This window comes from Geobacter sp. DSM 9736 (assembly GCF_900187405.1).
Lineage (GTDB): Bacteria > Desulfobacterota > Desulfuromonadia > Geobacterales > Geobacteraceae > DSM-9736.
The window spans coordinates 3275758-3293651 of sequence record NZ_LT896716.1 but is presented as its reverse complement, the minus strand read 5'-3'; the positions used below and the strand labels follow the sequence as shown (position 1 = coordinate 3293651).

Genomic DNA, 17894 nt, shown 5'->3' with positions numbered 1-17894 from the left:
GGTCGTTTCTAACCAGTTATCTACGGCAGCGGAGACTATGGCAAACAATCGAATCATCGTAAAAGGGGCGTGCGAGCACAACCTCAAGTGCATCGACGTGGAAATACCAAGAGACAAGCTGGTAGTGATAACCGGCATCTCCGGATCGGGTAAATCGACCCTCGCCTTCGACACCATCTACGCCGAGGGGCAAAGGCGCTATGTGGAATCCCTCTCCGCCTACGCACGTCAATTTCTTGAGCAGATGGAAAAACCGGATGTCGAGTCGATAGAAGGACTCTCCCCCGCTATATCCATTGAACAGAAAACGACCAGCAGAAACCCCCGCTCCACGGTAGGCACAGTTACCGAAATCTATGATTATCTTCGGCTCCTCTTTGCCCGGGTCGGACGCCCCTACTGCTACAACTGCGGCAAGGAAATTACGTCGCAAACGGTGAGCCAGATGGTGGACCAGATACTGGGCCTTCCGGATGGAACGAAACTGAGCCTCCTTTCTCCGATGATCCGTGGACGGAAGGGAGAATACAGGAAAGAGCTGAATCAGCTGCGCAAGGATGGCTTCGTCCGAGTCGTCATCGACGGCACTCCTTTCGACCTGAACGATGAAATAACCCTCGACAAGAACAAGAAGCATGACATCGACATCGTGGTGGACCGGCTCATCGTCAAAGAAGGGATCGGACGCCGCCTTTCCGATTCGCTGGAAACTGCCCTCAGCCATGCGGAGGGAATCGTCAAGGTCGAAATCCTGGGGGGAGAAACGCTCCTCTTCTCCGAAGCCCTCGCCTGCATCGACTGCGGAATCTCATACCCGGAGATGACACCGCGGATGTTCTCCTTTAACAATCCCTACGGCGCCTGCCCTGACTGCACCGGCCTCGGCACGAGGATGTATTTCGACGAGGAATTAGTGGTTCCCAATCCCGACCTTTCGCTCAGGGAAGGGGCCATAGCCCCTTGGGAGAAGCGGCTCTCGGGCTGGTTCCACCTCACACTCGAAGCGCTCGCGAAGGCATACGGCTTCGACATCCGCACCCCTTTCAGGAAACTGCCGGAAAAGGCGCGGCAGGTAATTCTTCGCGGCTCGGGAAAAGAGAAAATCGAATTCTGGTGGGAAGAAGAAAGTGGACGGCGCCACACCTACACGAAAGAATTCGAAGGCGTGCTCAACAATCTCGAACGGCGCTTCCGGGAGACCGATTCGGAGCAGGTCCGGGAGGAGTTGGAAAAGTACATGAATGTGATGCCCTGCCCCACCTGTGAAGGCGCCCGTCTGAAGAAAGAGGCGCTCTTCATTCGGGTAGGAGGGCGGAACATACGTGAGCTAACCGGCCTCTCCATCAAGGATGCCCTCGCCTTCTTCGGCAACCTCAGGCTGACGGAAAAGGAGGAGGAAATCGCCCGGCGCATTCTAAAGGAGATCAACAGCCGGCTCCACTTCCTCGTGAACGTCGGCCTGGATTACCTTTCGCTGGACCGGTCATCGGGAACGCTTTCGGGAGGCGAAGGACAGCGCATCCGCCTCGCGACCCAGATCGGCTCCAGTCTCGTCGGGGTGCTGTACATCCTGGATGAGCCGTCGATCGGGCTGCACCAGCGCGACAACGCCCGGCTCCTCCAGACCCTGAAGCATCTGCGCGATATCGGCAACACCGTCCTCGTGGTGGAGCATGACGAAGAGACGATCCTCGAAGCCGATCATGTGATTGACATGGGTCCGGGGGCGGGTGTCCACGGAGGAGAGGTCGTGGCCCAGGGAACTCCGACGGAGATAATGGCCAACGCAGCATCTCTCACCGGCAGGTATCTCTCGGGAGAGTTGAGCATCGCCGTGCCCTCCACCCGCCGCATGCCCAAAAAGTTCATCAGCGTGCTAGGAGCTTCGGAGAACAACCTGAAGGAAGTGGACGTAGAGATCCCTGTCGGCCTCATGACCTGCGTCACCGGTGTTTCCGGCTCGGGAAAATCGACCCTCATCATCGACACCCTCCATCGTGTGCTCTGCCAGCGCCTCTTCCGCAGCAGAGAAAAAGCCGGCGCCGTCAGGGACATCATGGGACTGGAAGCTCTGGACAAGGTTATCAATATCGACCAGTCCCCCATAGGCCGCACCCCCCGATCCAATCCCGCTACCTACACGGGGATTTTCGCAGAGGTACGGGATATCTTCGCCCAACTCCCAGAGTCGAAGATGCGGGGATACAAGCCGGGACGCTACTCCTTCAACGTAAAGGGGGGGCGGTGCGAGGCATGTTCGGGAGACGGCATCATCAAGATCGAGATGCACTTCCTCCCCGACGTTTTTGTCACCTGCGAGGTATGTAAAGGGGCACGATATAACCGTGAAACGCTGGAAGTGCGCTACAAGGGAAAATCCATCGCCGAAGTGCTCGACATGACGGTGAGCCAGGCGGTACAGTTCATGGAAAACATCCCCCGTATCAGGAGCAAACTGCAGACCCTGGAAGAGGTCGGGCTCGGATACATCAAACTCGGTCAGTCGGCGACGACCCTCTCGGGAGGAGAAGCCCAGAGGGTGAAGCTCGCCAAGGAGCTCTCGAAGCGTGCCACAGGCCGGACCATCTACATCCTGGACGAACCGACCACCGGCCTTCACTTCGCCGACATCCAGAAGCTGCTTGAAGTGCTTGAACGGCTGGTGGAAGCAGGCAACACCATCGTGATCATAGAGCACAATCTCGACGTGATCAAAAGAGCCGACTACATCATAGACCTGGGGCCCGAAGGGGGGGACCGGGGAGGGGAAATCGTCGCGACTGGAACTCCGGAGGATGTAGCCAAAGTCTCCAGGTCCTATACCGGCCAGTTTCTACGGAAACTGCTGTAGCTGTGCGAAAACTCTCCGCACCTATCGTATTACCAGGTGCTCCACATCGATGGATCCCGCATTGATCACCAGCGGGCCATTTATGGCAGTAAGCCCTTCATTTCCCGAATATGAACAATCGTACCCGCCTTTAATCACCACATGAATGCCCCTGTTGAAGGTGATGCTATCGGCGAACGCGACATTTCGCAGCTCGATCACATTCCCATCTCCGGCTGCAGCATAAGCGGCTTGCAGCGTGCCGAAATAGGATTGGAGCAAGCCGTTTACCCTTGCCGGCAGTGTAGAGCATGAAACTGCCAATGCCAGCTGCCTGTCCACCCTCGCAGAGGCAGCGTCAGTTACCCTTACCGTGAAGGAATAATCCCCCTCCTGCCCAGGTATACCCGTAATCGCCCCTGTTGTTTGGTTTAATACAAGACCGTCCGGCAGGCTTCCTGAAATAATGGACCAGGAATATGGAGATGTTCCTCCTGTGGCTGCAAGGGCTTGTTCATATGGTGCCCCGGTAGCACCACCCGGCAACGAGCTGGTAGTCACGGTTAACTGGCGGCTATCGATCGTGACGGTAAGTGGTTTGAATACCGTGAAGCCGTTACCGTCGGTCAACTGGATAGTGAAGGCAAATGTACCTGCAGCAATCGGAGTCCCCGAGATGACACCCATCGCGCTGCCCAGGAACAGCCCGTCGGGAAGTGAGCCGGACGAGACTGACCATGAATACCGGGTTTTCCCCCCGGCCCCATCAACAGCGTCAAAATAGGGAACTCCCACCTCCCCGGAAGAAAGTGCAGTGGTAAGGATACGCAACGGCTCATAAACATTTATCGTCAGCTCTTGTGTGGATGTGGAAGCCTGTGCGTCGGTCACCATGACCACAAAGGTATAAGATCCGGTGGCTGACGGAGTGCCGGAGAGAGTTCCCAGGCCATGGAGAGTCATACCTGACGGGAGACTGCCGGAGATAACGGACCAGGTATAGGGTGCGTCGCCGCCGGCTGCGGTCAGGGTCTGGCCGTAATGTTCCCCTGTCGTGGCCACCGCCAGTGACAATGTGGTAACAACAGGCGGGTAAGGGAAGACGACAATGCTGAGCGGCTTTTCAACAGTGGACCCATTGGAGTCCGCAAGCAAGACGGTAAAGGTAAACGAACCGGTCAGTAACGGGGTCCCTGCAATCACCCCTGCTTCACCGTCCAAGGTCAATCCATCTGGCAGGCTTCCGGATGTTATCGACCAGGAATATGGAGATTTGCCGCCGCCTCCGCTTATCCCTTCCAGGTATGGCAAGCCCGTTTTTGCACCGGGCATGGATGCTACAGTTATCGCAAGAGGGGGATGAACGCTGACACTGAAATCTTTTGAAGCCGTGGCGCCCTCGGAATCCGCCACCTCAACGGCAAAGGAATAAGAACCCGCCGCTGTCGGAACACCGGAAATAGTGCCGGAAGAGCCATCAAGCGTAAGCCCCTCAGGCAGGGCGCCGGAGGCAACGGACCAGGTGTAGGGGGACTTCCCGCCTGTCACTGCTAAGGACCTGCCATAGTAGACGCCGGAGTAAGCTTCCGGCAGCGAGGAGGTTACTATGAGCGGGAACTCGGAATACTTTACAGTGACTGCGTCCGTGTTGACGCCACTCTGCGAATTACCGGTCACGTATATGCTGCCTGCGCCATCGAGAGCAATGCCGTAGGCGTTTTCACCCCCCCCCATGTCGAAGGTCTTGCTCCAGAGTACAACGCCTTCGGGGTTGTACTTGAGGGTGAGGAAGTCATAGGTCGAACTCGTTGTCGCGCGGGAAGAGCCGGTAACGTAGAGATTGCCGAGCCGATCTGCAACGATCCCCCTTGCAGTGCTGACAGATGAGGCTCCTGCACTGTATGTCCGTGCCCAAAGCAGCCCACCGTCAGCGTCGTACTTAATGGTGAGATAGTTATTGGAGGAGGTAGAACTGGCAACGATGATGTTCTTGTCCGCATCGGTAGTAATCCCGGTTCCGGACTCGTTGTATGATGAGCTGTCATAGGTTGTGGACCAGAGAAGGTTGCCGCTCCCGTCGTATTTGTTGGTGATGCAGTCGGTATTCAGCCCCCCCTTCGATCCGGTTGCCAGTATGTTGCCTTCCCTGTCGACAGTAACGGCATTGAACTGGTCGCTGGAGCCGCTATCGAACTTCTTGGTCCATATTACGTTGCCGGCGGCATCCAGTTTGACCAGAGCTGCATCGCTCGTGGTCCCATTGGAATATCCGGCCAGATAGATGCCATCCGACTGATCGGTAGCGACCCCATAGCAGTTCATGTCCTCGATCGTCTTAGACCAGAGAAGGTTCCCGAGCGAGTCCCGTTTCAAGGTCAGACACTTGCCGCTGAAGAGATACCCGGTGACATAGGTATTGCGGAAACCGTCGATGGCGATACCGTGCGCCGTGATGTACTGGCTCGGCGAGTAGTCCTCCCTCCATACTACGTTACCCGATGCATCGTACTTGAATGTGACGTAGTTGCCGGTCAAGTCGCCTGCACTGGAGGAATCCACGCCCACGTGCACATTACCGTTTCCGTCAGACACGACGCCACGCCCCGTTTCGGCATAGCCGTTATCGAATGTGTTTGCCCACCGCTCTACCACAGGAGCATCCACCACCTTTATGAGGGTATCGATCGAAACCGCTCTGTTCAGACCATCCGTGACCTGGAGGTTGAAGCTGTATGTGCCTGGGGTAGCTGGAATGCCGGATATCTCTCCGCTGGTGCTGTTCAGTGAAAGGCCGGGGGGAAGATTTCCGCTTAGAACGTCCCACCTGTATGGCGGCATTCCTCCCTGTGCCCGGAGTAAAAAGCTGTAGGTGGTCCTGGTATTGCCTTCTGCAATGTAGGTGGATGCGATGGTAAGGGCCGGAGTTTCCACCCCCTCTGCGCCGGCCGGAGAAGTGAATGTCAGGTACTCCCCTTCCCGCTGAGGGACCCACGTCCCCGTAAAGATGCCGTCTGAAGCAGCAGAATCAGGGGCTGCTCCATCATCGAGGAGGGTGATGCTCTGACCGGAGGCTGTAGTTACCACAACCGGCCCTGCCGGGGAATCGCAGTTGATGCTCAGCACCGAAAGGGTAGCAGCTACTCCGGTGACGGGTGGAGAAGGGTAATCGATGACCGAGAAAACAGGGCGGTCAACGCAGGCAAGGGAGCGGGCTGCGTTGATCCGTCTTCCGGTTATGGACACCTCGGTCATTTCGGCGACGGGGTCACCACCCGCAAGGATGAGGTTCTTGATCCTCGCCCCGGTTGAATCGGGGTAGTGAGATTTTATCAGACCGGCCAGACCGGTTACGAATGGAGCCGCCAATGACGTTCCCGACCCGCTCCCATAGCTATCTCCCGGCCTCGTGCTGTAGATGGACTCCCCGGGAGCCGCTATATGGACACTCTTTTTTCCGTAATTGGAGAACCTGGCTTTGCCGTCACCGCCGTCGGTTGCAGTGACGGAAATTACGTTAGGAAGGTTGAATCCGGAAGGGTAGACCGGTATCTTGTCGTTGTCTCCGGTATCATTACCTGCCGAAGCAATGAAAAGGATATCTGTCTGCGCTTTTATCGCTTCGTATAGTGATTTGGAGTAGCCCCATCCTCCCCAGCTGTTGTTGCTTGCAACGATGTTAACTCCCCTGCTCTTCATCGTCTTGAGGTAGTTAAGACATGCAATGACGCTGCTCGTGCTTATACTCTCCGCTGCATCACCCGCCTTGCATGCCAATATTTTCGTGTTCCAGGTAACTCCCGCTACCCCTTCCCCGTTATTCCCTGCAGCCCCGATTATTCCGGCTACATGCGTCCCGTGCCCATTCTCGTCCATTGGGTCGCTGGTACCCGAAAAAGGATTGATGCCGTAAATGTCATCCACATATCCATTGCCGTCGTCATCCAATCCGTTCCCGGCTATCTCCCCTGAATTGGTCCACATGTTCGGCGCCAGGTCGGGATGCGTGTAGTCGACCCCGCTGTCTATCACGGCAACGACCGTCGCATTGCTCCCCGTAGCAGTATCCCACGCCGTCGGGGCGTCTATCTTCATCAACCCCCACTGCTGGCTGTACCCCGAATCATTGGGGACCAGATGGTGTGAGTAGAGAAAATCGGGCTCGGCGTATTCGACTTCAGGATCGCTTTCGTAGTGCCGTATTGCATCCTCAATGCTTATTCCCGCCTTGATCTTGACGTGATGGAGGCGCTTCGAAAGAAATTCCCTGATCTTTTTCGAACCGTGCTTGAGGTGAACTTTCTGCCGGGTTACTTCTGAAACATTTTCCCTGAATTTGACGAGGATCTCATCCTGTTTCACCGGCTTTCCAGATTTTCCTGCAACTGTAAGCCCGCCTGCAGTTCCCGCTGTCACTTCAGCCTTAACCGGAGGTTCGCTTAATGCCGCGTAACCTGTGTGCACGGGCAACGCAAAACATACAAGGCAAACGAGGAAACGACGTATCGACACCAATTCCATAAGCCCCCCCTGCTAAAACATCAGATAAAAACGAGAAAACAGGTACTTCAGCACTTGGCCGCACAGTAATACCTTTGTCCGTTCCAATCAAGCGTTAGTTTACCGTGACCCTCCTCTCCTCACCAGTACGGAAGCAATACCGCTTGAAAAAAATATCCCCTCCCGTCTTTTCGCTCCCAGAGCGGTTGATTCCGGCTGCTCACGGAAACTCCCCTTGACTTCCCCGCTCAGGCCGGTCTTAAATGCTGTATGCACAATTCCCGCAACAGTTCGGTCTCCGACAGCCGCGTCACATTCATGCTGGTCCTCACCACCCTCTTCTGGGGAGGCAGTTTCGTTTTCAACAAGATCGGCTTCCGCGACATTCCGCCCGTTACTTTCCTGTTTCTACGGTTTTCCCTTGCTACGCTAATCATGGGAATCGTCTGCCTGCCGCGGTTCCGGAGGTTTGACAGGGAGATCCTGAAAAACGGCCTCATCGTCGGTGTCGCGCTCGCAGCCACAAATTTGACCTTCGTCCTCGGTGTGAGCGGGACGAGCGCATCCCGCGCCGGGTTTCTCAACAACCTCTTCGTGCTCCTCATCCCCCTGCTCTGCTACCTGTTCTGGCGGGAGCGGTTCGACCGCTGGACTCTGGCGGGGCTTTTTCTCGCATTCGCAGGTCTCTGGCAGCTGGCCCAGGGAGGCCTGGAAGGCTTCAACCGCGGCGACCTTCTTTCCACCATATGCGCTTTTTTCATCGCCCTCCACATCATCGTCGTATCACGGGTGCTTCGCAACGAGGACATCTACCTTGTAAGCCTCGTCCAGTTCGCGACGGTCGCAACGGTGGGGGGTATTCTGTTCATGATCCTTCCCGGACAGCCCTTCCGGTTTACAGCAGCATCCGCAGGAGCTCTCGGCTACTGCGCGATCTTCCCGACGGTGATCTGTTTTACACTTCAAAACACCTATCAGAGGTATACCACGCCGACGCGCGCCGGCCTCATCTACACGCTGGACCCGGTATGGAGCATGTTGGGAGGAATGGCACTGCTGGGAGAAAGGCTGACTAGCAGGGAATGGATCGGCTGCGGGCTGATATTCGCAGCGGTGGTGGTTCCGCTTCTCGTCCGCCGCATGCGGGAAGAGCGTTCAACAGCTGCCTACCCCACCGGAGAGATTGCTGCGGATTGAGAGTCAGAACTGGCGCCGCAGCGCAAGGTGAAGGGCAATATCGGGAGACGTGCCGACAGCGACATCTTCGGAAACGCCGATGTCGAGTGATATTCTTTCAGAAAAGGCGAGGGTTCCGCCAATCAGCAACTGGAGTGCCGCGCTGCTCAACTCTCTAAGCCCGCTTCCCCGGAAGAATGGGGTGTGGCCCGAGAGCTGGGCCTTGAAGGCTATCCAGTCGAGCGGGGACCAGCCTGCGCCAAGGGAGCCGAAACCGGCTATCTTCCTCTGCTGGCCGGGGAGAATGTCTCCTCCCGTCATAACCATTCCGCCGGCTGCACCGAAAAGCGTGGCATGGCCGAAAGCCAGCGCATAGTCATCGCTGCCGGTAAGCCAGAGCGAGAAATCGGTACTGCCGCTGCCGTGGAGCCGGCCGCTCTCACCTGTCGGCAGTTTGAGGCTTCCCCGCAGTGCTACTGCCCGCGGGTTCTGCTGTCGATCATTATACAACTGCCACGCGCCGGATATGCGGATATCTCCGATTCCAAAACTTGAATCAGCGTTGAGCAGACGGTTCTCTCCCCCGCGTTGGTACCGGTAAAGAACCCGGTCGCGCGGCTCATCCTTTCGGCCTCCTTCCGGCAGTGAAAAGAACTCGTGCCACCCCTCGATGAAGCTATCGAATATGCCCCCCGCATGTCCTACAACCGGAACGTCGAGCCCCGCTTCCAGCCTGTCGGCTATACCGTACCGCAGCGCAAGGGTCGTGCGGTAACTTTCGCCATCGAGCAGGATCTCCTCGGCTCCCTGGCGGTTGACAGAGAAGTTATTGGCTATGTCGAGGATGAGCGTCCCCTTACCTTTCCCCACCGGGGAAAGTATTGCGCTCTCTGCCGCCGGAAGCCCGAATATCTGCACGATCGGACTCTGATTCGAGGTGTAGAAGGGAGTGATCTCGGCACCAAGGCAGCTACATGCGGCGGTCAGCACCATGAACATGCAAAGAAAGGGCGCACTTGCGTGCGCCCCGATCCGATTCCTCTGAATCATCACCACCCTCCGCCACTAGAACTGAATATTGAGGCTCGTCTGAATTCTTGCTTCCTTCGGGTACTTGGAATCCTCGAATTTTCCGGTCTCCGGAGAAGCCGCACCGTCAATGTCGAGACTGAGCCACTTGGTACCGATGGTAAGTCCGGCAGTCCCGACAATCCCGACATCACCATCGGCGAGGTTTTCATATGCGCCGGCACGGAATTTCAGCCACGTGAAGGGGTGAAGTTCAAGGCCGCCACCGAAGTTCCTGCTTTTCCTCCCCACGAGGATAGTGTCGTTTTCCGTCAAGTCAAGGTCGGCAGCCAGGGTAAGCCATGAAAAAGGTTCAACCGCCACACCCGTCCGGACCTGCGGTTTCACCTTTATGCTCCGTGTGGCGATTCCAGCTATTACCGGGGTATCGAACGAGGGGGAGTTCAGGTTCTTGCCCACGATACCGACGCTCAGCCAGTCGCCGTACCGCCAGAGAGCTCCCAGGTCCACGCCGAAACCGGTAGAATCCTTATAGTGGTCGGTGATTTCTTCGACGATGTCTCCCGAGTCCTCAAGTTTCACTATCTGGCTTTCCCCGATGAATGTCCGGGCCTGGATCACTTTTAAGGAGCCGCCGACACCAAGCTTGCCGAAACTGCCGAGATCGATCTGATGGCCATAGGAGATAGGGAAATCGATGAGGATGATTCCGGTGTACTCAAGTTTCGACTGGTTGTCTTCCAGGCTCGGCGCCTGGTTCCGAAGTGCGTTGCCCATCAGAATCAGGGCATCCCTCGCCTGCTCCGAAGTCATACTTGTAGGGTTCGACCTTACCAGCTCAGCTTCGAGGGTGCTTACGATCTCCTCTGCCTGCTGCCCTCCCCCAAAAGCAGTAACAACTTGACCGTAGTAGTCTCCGAGTAACTGTGTCCCCCCCCGGACCGCATTCAAAGACCCGATCCCGAGTGCGAAGTCATTCATGGTCGTCGTACCGCCGAAGCGGATCGCCGTCGTCTCCGTCCTCGGCACGGCAGCCAGTTCAGCCGTGGAAAAGCCGCCGATGGCGAAGCGCCGGTACTGGAACGCAAGGATCGCGTCGGCATTTACTGTAAGGTTCCCGTCTTCTTTGCTCAGGTTGTCGAGAATGCCGACAAACTGCACCGCCTTGCCGGCAAACTCCCTGTTCTGGGTGATCAGTGCGGGAGTGAGGCCGCTCGCGTTGATGTTGATGTCGTCCAACTCCTCGATGTCCAGCTTTCCGATCTTGTCTACATTTTCCGCCATGGTGGAGTTGATCCTAACCCCGGCTCCAATGTTGAGCCTCGAAGAGAAGGCAGTCTCGGAGAAGGCGAGTCCCGCAGGGTTCCAGTACCCTGCATAGGCGTTGGTTGTCCTGGCGACGCCGGCTCCCCCGATGCCGAGCGAACCGACCGGCTGAAACTCGAGGGCTGAGCAGGGAGCTGCCGTGAGGAGCAACAGAAGTGAATTGAGTATGATCCTATTGCGCATATTGACTCCTTTTCTTTGCTGCTGAAAGTATTCTTTTAACCCATCGGACTTTCAAAACCCCTCTTGAGAGAAAATGCAGCTCCTTCAGGCAAAGGATTATCTGCTTGAATTGGACCGGCGTTGAGAAGATAATGAGGCCCTCGCAACGTGCCAAGACAACGGAGATTTCATAAAGATGCAACTCTACCAGGGCAAACAGCATAACCAGCGAACGCAGCGAAGACAAAAAGGGGGCTGGGCGAAGAAAATCGTCATCATCATAGCCTCACTTGCGGCAGTCGGCATTCTCGCCTTTGCCGGCTATTTCTCTTATCTCCTGGCGACACTTCCGAAGGTTGACCGGCTAGCCGACTACAAGCCCCCCATCGTGTCCCAGGTGTTTGGCGACGATGGAAGCCTGGTCGGTGAGTTTTATCTTGAGCGTCGAACTGTGGTTCCGGTAGACAAGCTCCCCCGGAAGCTGATCCAGGCATTCGTCGCGGCAGAGGACGCCAATTTCTTCCAGCACAAGGGTATCGATTACTTCGGGATAGTTCGGGCAGCAATCAAAAATGTTCTCTCCATGCGCAAAAAGGAGGGAGCTTCCACCATTACACAACAGGTGGCGAAGTCGATGCTCCTGACTCCCGAAAAAAGCTTCTCGCGCAAGATCAAGGAGGCCATCCTTGCAACCAGGATGGAAAAGCAGCTCAGCAAGGACGAAATCCTCTACATATACCTCAATCAGATCTACATGGGGGCCGGCGCCTACGGAGTGCAACTGGCCGCTGAAACCTATTTCGGAAAGGACGTGGAGAACCTGACCCTTGCGGAAATGGCCATGCTGGCGGGGCTTCCCAAGGCGCCCAACACATATTCACCCATCAAACGCATGGACAAAGCGCGGGAGCGGCAGGCTTACGTTCTGGAACGGATGGTGAAGCAGGGATACATAACCCCGGCAGAAGCCCTCCATGCCAGGAACACCCCTATCGTAATTCATGCGAAGAAGAAGGTGAACGGCGAGCAATCGGCATATTTCCTCGAGCAGATACGGATCCAGCTGGAAGAGAAGTACGGGGAAGACCGCCTCTACAAGGAAGGCCTGAAGATCTACACCACCATGAACGCCGAAATGCAGAAAGCGGCCTACGACGGAGTCGTCAACGGCCTCAAGGCCCTCGACAAACGGCAGGGATACCGGGGACCGCTGAAGTACCTGGCGGAAAGCGAGGTGGAGGCGTTCTGCAAACAGGTGGAAGACGGAATCGAAGGCGCTTCTCTGAAAACGGGAGCCACCTACCAGGGAGTTGTTACAGCCATTAACCCCACCCGCGGCGACATCACTGTAAGAGTCGGAGAGCGGACCGGCACCCTGAGCCGCAGGGACATGACATGGGCAGGGAAGGTCCAGTTGGTCGAATCCTTTACCCGCCCCGAAGGTAAGACAAAGCCGATTACCCTCGGCTCCGTGGTGGAAGTCTCGGTGCTGACCGCCGACACTAACAAGACTGGAGCCCGCTTCGCGCTGGAACAGATGCCTGAGGCCCAGGCCGCCCTGGTGGCCGTCGACCCCCGCAACGGCAGCGTGAAGGCGATGGTTGGAGGCTACGACTTCAGGAAGAGCCAGTTCAACCGTGCCGTACAGGCGCGCAGAAATCCCGGGTCCGCATTCAAGCCGCTGATCTATGCAGCCGCCATTGAAAAAGGGATAACCACCGCAACGCTTTTCGATGATGCACCAGTCGAGTACGAAAGTGGCAAGGAAAAGGCCTGGAAACCCAAAAACTATGACAACATCTACCGGGGGGCGGTCACCATGCGGGAAGCCCTCACCAACTCAATCAATGTAGTGAGCGTCAAAATACTCGAAACCATCGGGGTCAACTATGCCATAGATTTTGCCAAGAAGGTCGGAATCACCTCACCCCTCTCAAACAATCTGACCCTGGCTCTGGGCTCTTCCAGCATAACACCCATCGAGCTTACCACTGCCTACGCTACCTTTGCTTCCGGAGGTTACCGTGTCACACCTTACCTCATCACGAAAGTAGTCGATCAGGAAGGGCGCGTGCTCGAAGAAACGTCCCCGCCCCAGGTCCCGGTGTTTACCGCTGCAACATCTGCTGCGGGTGAGACCGGCGATAGCGCGGATAACCCCTCTCCAACGGGACTGGCCCCCTTGCAGGCAATCTCGCCCGAAACATCCTATATCATAACGAACCTGATGGAGAGTGTCGTTACAAGCGGGACGGGTCAAAGAGCGAGGGCGCTGGGCCGGCCCGTTGCCGGAAAGACCGGAACCACCAACGACATGAAAGACGCATGGTTCGTAGGATATATCCCTCAACTGGTGGCAGGTGTATGGGTCGGATATGACCAGGAACGCTCTCTCGGCTACAGTGGCTCCGGGGGCCAGGCCGCGGCACCGATATGGACGGAATTCATGCAGCGCGCGGTGTCGGGTATCCCGCTTCAGGATTTCACGGTTCCGCCCAATGTAACCTTTGCCCTTATCGACAGCAGGACCGGTTTTCTGGCGAAGGAGGGAAGTGACGGCGCCGTAACGGAATGTTTCATTTCCGGAACGGAGCCAACAAGTTACGGCGTGGAGCCGCCAAAGGGGCTGGTACCGGTGAGCACTTCCCCCTGAACTAGCCGCTGACTTGCGTATACATAGGTGTATGGTTCTGGTACCACAGATGCAGCGGTGGGATGGCTGCCACTCCTGGAAACGGGTTATCAGCAGCGAGAATGCGGAGTAAAAGGAGCGTCAACCTGCTACCAGCTTAAAAAAAATTGCTCGATGTTAAATAATCCCTTGCAAACTCTGATTTTCCGATTATATTATGGCGCTATCATAATCCAAAGGAGGGTAAACCATGACGAAAGCAGAACTTGTTGAAGCCGTTGCAAAGTCTGCCAGCCTGTCCAAAGCTGCAGCAGAGAAAGCCGTAGGCGCTTTCATTTCAACGGTAAGCGGCGCCCTGAAGAAAGGTGATCGGGTAACCCTGGTCGGCTTCGGCAGCTTCGAAGTCGCCAACCGGAAAGCCCGCACCGGCAGGAACCCCCAGACCGGCAAGGAGATCAAGATTTCCGCTGCCAAAGTACCCAAGTTCCGTCCGGGCAAAGCACTCAAGGATGCCGTCGCCAAGAAGAAGTAATGCTGCTGTCATTGTTTATTATTTAAGTTATATTCTGCCCCCCCTGCACGAAGCCTGATCGCCAGGTGTTGCAGGAATAGAAGGAGAAGCCGCATGTACGGTCTTCTCCTTTCTTTCGTTCTCCCCCCGGAGTCTCTTCCCGACCCTCCTCCTGCCTCACAGCGATATAATTGTAAGCTGTCCTGGAAGGATGCTATACTTCCAGCACTCTCTCCGATCGGCAAGGTCCCATGGAAGCAACCCCGCCCCACAAACCTCGCTTGCAGCGCCGGTACGTGATCATCGGAATTCTGCTTCTGTTCGTCGCGGGCATCTACGCCCTTATCGACATCATCTTCGCATCTCCGCAGGCCGCAGACTTTACAGAACGTCTTCTCTCCCGCCTACTCATGAAGCCGGTGCGGGTGCAAAGCATTCAGCTTTCGGGTGCAACCATACGCATCGCCGGACTCGTCATAGGGAATCCTGCAGGCTTTCCCAAAGGCCGTGCCGCGTCGGTGCGCGTCCTGTCAGTCAGGCCTGAATGGGGAGCACTGCTTCTCGGAAAGCGTTCTATCAGGAAGATTGATGTAAGGGGCCTGAACGTGATTCCAATGCGAAACGCGCGGGGAGAATGGAATGTATCCCTCCCCCCTGCAAGGGATACGGCAGCCCCCGCCGGTGCCGACGTGACGATCCGGTACATAGACGTGAAGGAAATGTCGTTGCTGATCCAAGGGCATGGGGTCCGGGAGGTTTCAGCTCAAATACGGGACATATCCACTGCCGGATCGACCGTCGCCACTTTCAAAGTCGCAGGAAAAGCCGCAGGAGGTAAATTTCGCCTGGAAGGGAGCTATAGACCGGGCCGGGATTCCCATGGAGACCTGGTACTCGATGCAGGATCGCTCTCGCTGCGGGAGATAAGGATACCTGCATCTACTCTCAACCTAAGTCACGGCATCGGCAATATCCTTGTAAGAGGAAGGCTCCGAGGAGGGGTGCTGCAGGCCGAAACCGAGCTGCGAGCAGATCATATCAAGATGCAAATCGGCAAGAGTACTGTGCCCCTCCGTGGAGCGCTTGGCACAACTGTCCGCTACGACAGCCGCTCCGACAGGCTGGATATTGAGCGTTTCCAGGTCGGCATCAACAACCTGTTCAAAATGACCGGAAATGGCCACGTGCTGCGGCTCAGGACATCACGGGACTTCACGGTCGACCTCTCCACGGCCCCAGTCTCGATTACAGCCATACGGCAATACCTCCCCGGTACTCTTCGTAATGACATTGCTCCTGCCGGGATGATACTGCCCGCATCGCTTCATCTAGCCGGAAGTGGAAACAGAATAACCGCCGCTCTCGGCAATGTATCGCTGCGGGAAGCAGGCGCGAGCCGGAGTGGAACATCCATAATATCAGGAGTCTCAGCAGACGTTACAGCATCCAAAACGTTGGCCGGAATAGAGGTTCGCGGACGGCTCAATCAACCGGAAGGCAACGACCTGCTCAGGATCAGAAGTGCCGCATTTTCCGGGCTTATTTCCTACCGGCTGCGCCTGCTTCGGCTCATGGTGCCGGAGGTTTCCGCTCAGGTTTCCACGGCATCCGTAACCGGATCGCTAACTTATGACCATGCTGACCCTGCACCCTTCGCAGCTAATCTCCATATCGCCGGCGCACCCCTGACGCTCGCCAATCGCTACATAAATAAGGGCGCCTCATTCTCGTCGGGAACCGTCACGGCGGAAATAGACGGAGCGGGAAGGGATTCCCGGAGTTTCGCAGGAAAGATCCGCCTGAGTCTGCGTGAAGCTGAGGGTTACGCCGGTACGCACAAATTCCAGGTCCACACACTAACCGGAGACGCCCTCATAGAAGCAGACAAAGAAGGAGTGCGGGCCTCCGGTGATTTGAAGCTCGATGAAGCCGCTCTGGCCGGTAAAAAGATTGCTGCTTCCTTCGGCTACGCTGTGAGTGGCCGGACCTTTCACCTCAGGGACGGGATGCTCAGGCATGACGACCTGAACCTCCGGTTCCTGGAAGCAGGCGGTGCCCTGCCACTGCGGAACAAGGAGGGATATTTCCCACTTCAGCTGATGTTTTCCGGAGTCAGGGGAGAGCAGGGCAGTTACTCCTTCCGGGAGGGAGCGGGAAGCATATCGGCAATGCTCGCTACAGAGAAACCCATGCTGACGGGGAGCGCAGAACTGACCCGGCTCGACCTCTTCATGCGCAAATCGGAAATAGCCTCCCTTGCCGGCCGATTCACCTTCACGCCGCAAAGGAGCAAAGCCGACCTGACCGGCGACCTGCTCGGCGGCAAAAGCTCTGCCAGTCTCACATTCGATCCTTTCGACGCCACAGCGGACGCCACATACGCAGTTGACATGAAAGGAGTCGAGCTGCAACGACTTTCCCTTCTCTTCTCTCGCGCAGGCAGTGCATACCCCTCCGGGGGCAGGTTGGATCTTTCATGCGATGGTCGCTACAACAAAAGGCACGGACCTTCCTGCCTTCTCTCCATCGCCGGTTCCGACATCACCATCACCGGAATGGGTAATCGCACCCTGGCCTCCGGAATAGGCCTGACGGCAGAAGCCTTACTCGATGGGTCGAAGGTGACCATAACCAAGGGGAGTGTGGCCACCGGGAATGGAGTAGCTGCAACCATCTCCGGCGCAGTCGACGGCATTTCATCAGCATCGCCTTCTGGTAATTTCGCCTTCTCAGTACCCGTCACACCCATTGATGCCATCTTCGATGCAGCTATCAATATGCTCCCCCGCAAGGTTCAGGATGCGACAGTGAAAGGAACGGTCGCAGCCAATGCCTTTATCCGCCTTCAGGGTAAGAAGGTCAACCTTGATGGCACTCTGGCCTTCGCCGATGGCAGGATAGAGATGCCCTCACAGAAACTTGCCGTTGCTGCCATCGACGGGACAGTCCCCTTTTCGATCGCGCCGTCATCCCCGACGGTAAGACGAACTCCTCTGACCTATGGAAAACAGAGCTACACCCTGCTCCTGGAAGGGCTGCGCCACCCTCCACCCAGGCTCAATACGTTGAACATCGGAACTCTTCGTTTCGGACCGCTGGACTTCGGCCCCATGACGATGCTCCTCGATGCGCGGGACGGGACTATAAGCGTTGCATCTCTCCATGCCCCCTTTGCCGGTGGAGAGCTACTCGGCAGAGCTGGGATCAGCCCGGGCTCCGGCACATCCTATTCCCTGGACCTCCTGGTCAATGACGTAAGCCTTCGGGAGTTGTGCAACGCCTACCCGAACATCAGAGGGTACCTGTCGGGACGCGTAGATGGTATGATGCAGCTCTTCTCTTCGGGAAAGGGAATGGAAAAGATGCATGGCTTCGTCGATCTGTGGACGAGGGAATCCCGGCAGGAGAAAAGGCTTGTGAGCAAGGAGTTTCTTCAGAAGCTGGCAGGCCAGAAGCTGCGCGGCATCTTTTTCAGGAATGACCGCCCTTATGATACAGGAGCCATAAGGGCGTCCCTCGACAAAGGGTATCTGACATTCGACCTGCTCGACATTTCCCACACTAACATCTTCGGTGTTCGCGACCTGAGCGTGTCGGTGGCTCCCATTCAGAACAGGATATCCCTCGATCACCTGATTAACGCCATCGGAGAAGCCGCCACTCGCGGCCGGGCTGTCAAGGGGGGAGCAGAACCTGCACCGGCGGAGACCGAATTCAAGTGGGAAGAGTGA

General features: G+C 56.6%; 8 protein-coding genes. 5 read left to right on the top strand and 3 right to left on the bottom strand.

Translation table 11 applies throughout. The annotated features are described in order from the left end of the window. Positions 1–37: 37 nt before the first annotated feature. The gene (gene uvrA / locus CFB04_RS14790) at positions 38–2851 is read left to right on the top strand and encodes an excinuclease ABC subunit UvrA (RefSeq protein ID WP_088536102.1); all 2814 of its coding nucleotides are present in this window, start codon (positions 38–40) and stop codon (positions 2849–2851) included. A gap of 21 nt (positions 2852–2872) precedes the next feature. Here the strand turns inward: uvrA and CFB04_RS14785 are convergent, their stop codons facing one another. Further along, positions 2873–7189 carry a putative Ig domain-containing protein gene (locus CFB04_RS14785; protein ID WP_172825510.1) on the bottom strand — a complete coding sequence of 1439 codons (4317 nt, stop codon included), beginning with the start codon at positions 7187–7189 and terminating at the stop codon, positions 2873–2875. Between the two features lie 408 nt (positions 7190–7597). Here CFB04_RS14785 and CFB04_RS14780 point away from each other — a divergent pair, with 408 nt between their 5' ends. Beyond that, positions 7598–8524, top strand: coding sequence for a DMT family transporter (locus tag CFB04_RS14780; RefSeq protein ID WP_088536100.1), 927 nt, complete (start codon positions 7598–7600; stop codon positions 8522–8524). A 3-nt stretch (positions 8525–8527) separates the two neighbouring features. Here CFB04_RS14780 and CFB04_RS14775 read toward each other — a convergent pair whose 3' ends face one another. Further along, positions 8528–9553 carry a DUF3187 family protein gene (locus CFB04_RS14775; protein ID WP_088536099.1) on the bottom strand — a complete coding sequence of 342 codons (1026 nt, stop codon included), beginning with the start codon at positions 9551–9553 and terminating at the stop codon, positions 8528–8530. Between the two features lie 15 nt (positions 9554–9568). Continuing rightward, positions 9569–11041 carry a conjugal transfer protein TraF gene (traF, locus tag CFB04_RS14770; protein WP_088536098.1) on the bottom strand — a complete coding sequence of 491 codons (1473 nt, stop codon included), beginning with the start codon at positions 11039–11041 and terminating at the stop codon, positions 9569–9571. A 175-nt stretch (positions 11042–11216) separates the two neighbouring features. Here traF and CFB04_RS14765 point away from each other — a divergent pair, with 175 nt between their 5' ends. The 3 genes from CFB04_RS14765 to CFB04_RS14750 all read left to right on the top strand — a co-directional run bounded on the left by CFB04_RS14765 (position 11217) and on the right by CFB04_RS14750 (position 17894). Further along, the gene (locus CFB04_RS14765; protein ID WP_088536097.1) at positions 11217–13673 is read left to right on the top strand and encodes a penicillin-binding protein 1A; all 2457 of its coding nucleotides are present in this window, start codon (positions 11217–11219) and stop codon (positions 13671–13673) included. 229 nt (positions 13674–13902) lie between these two features. After that, on the top strand, positions 13903–14184 hold the full coding sequence (locus tag CFB04_RS14760; RefSeq protein WP_088536096.1) for an HU family DNA-binding protein: 282 nt from the start codon (positions 13903–13905) through the stop codon (positions 14182–14184). Positions 14185–14414: 230 nt separating this feature from the next. Next, positions 14415–17894, top strand: a complete 3480-nt coding sequence (locus CFB04_RS14750; protein WP_157698809.1) for a hypothetical protein — start codon at positions 14415–14417, stop codon at positions 17892–17894.